This is a genomic window from Shimia sp. R10_1 (genome assembly GCF_017744095.1).
Lineage (GTDB): Bacteria > Pseudomonadota > Alphaproteobacteria > Rhodobacterales > Rhodobacteraceae > Shimia.
The window spans coordinates 1-1,126 of record NZ_JAGHQX010000035.1; the positions used below are offsets into that span (position 1 = coordinate 1).

At 56.2% G+C, this 1,126-nt stretch carries 1 protein-coding gene; it reads right to left on the reverse strand.

Annotated elements, in window-relative coordinates; genetic code table 11:
- Nucleotides 1-38 precede the first annotated feature (38 nt).
- Nucleotides 39-1,126 (reverse strand): IS3 family transposase gene (locus J7413_RS20405; protein ID WP_209101867.1). Its coding sequence is split into 2 segments (ribosomal slippage), with 1,089 coding nucleotides annotated over them: nt 39-937 and nt 937-1,126; the frame shifts between segments, so codons are not numbered across the junction. This gene is flagged as partial in the annotation.

The following is a 1,126-nucleotide window of genomic DNA, read 5'->3' on the forward strand; positions in this document are numbered from 1 at the left end:
TGGACCTGTCACGTTTTTGTGCCGCCCCAAGAGCTCTTTTAGGCCACTTTTCTCTCGAAAGCGACGGGGCTTTTCCAACCCAATGCTGAGTGCCGTCGGCGCGGATTGTAGAAACCGTTGATGTATTGGAAGATGGCCAACTCGGCGTCTCTGCGCGTGTGGCACGATCTTCGCCAGATCAGTTCGGCCTTGATCGTCTTGAAGAACGTCTCGACAGCGGAGTTGTCATAGCAATTGCCTTTGCCCGACATGGACACCCGGAAGCCGTGCTGACGTAGAAGTTTCTGATAATCGTGAGAGCAGTATTGGCTACCGCGATCCGTATGGTGGATGCAGTCTTTCGGCGGTTGTCGCAGTGCGACCGCCATCTTCAAGGCCCGGACCGCCAAGTCACGCTTCATGCGATTGCTGACAGCCCAGCCGATTACGCGTCTTGAATGCAGATCCAGGATCACGGCGAGATACAGCCAACCCTCGCGGGTCCACACATAGCTGATGTCACCTGCCCATTTCTGATTGGGCGCATCCGCGTGAAAGTCGCGGTTCAGCAGATTGGGCGCAATGTTGAACGTATGGTTGCTGTCAGTGGTCACCTTGTATTTCTTGGAGCGTTCGACGCGGATACCATTCTCGCGCATCAGTCGACCAACGCGGCGATGGCCAATGTTCAGGCCAAGCTCTTTCAGCTCTTCAGTCATACGGGGCCTGCCGTAGCTGCTCAGGCTGAGCCGGGATTGCTCCTGGATGTGGGCCAGCACAACCATGTCGGTTCGCTGCCTTTGGCTGGCAGGTCGGCTGCGATACGCGCGCAGTCCGCGTTCACTGACATCCAACACGTCACACATACGCTTGGCGCTGAAAGTATCAGTGTTTTCTTCGATGAACCGGAACCTCATTGCTTTTGGCCCGCGAAGAACTGCGTTGCCTTTTTTAAGATTTCCCTCTCCTCCTTCAGGATACGGTTCTCCCGTCGTAGTCGTTCGTTCTCACGGGCAAGGTCGAGATCTTGGTTGGGCACAAACTCAGTGTCACGATGCGCCGTCACCCACTTGTTCAGCGTGGATAGCCCCACGCCCAAATCTGAGGCGACCTGCTTTCGTGTCAGCCCGCTGGTCAGCGCAATCCG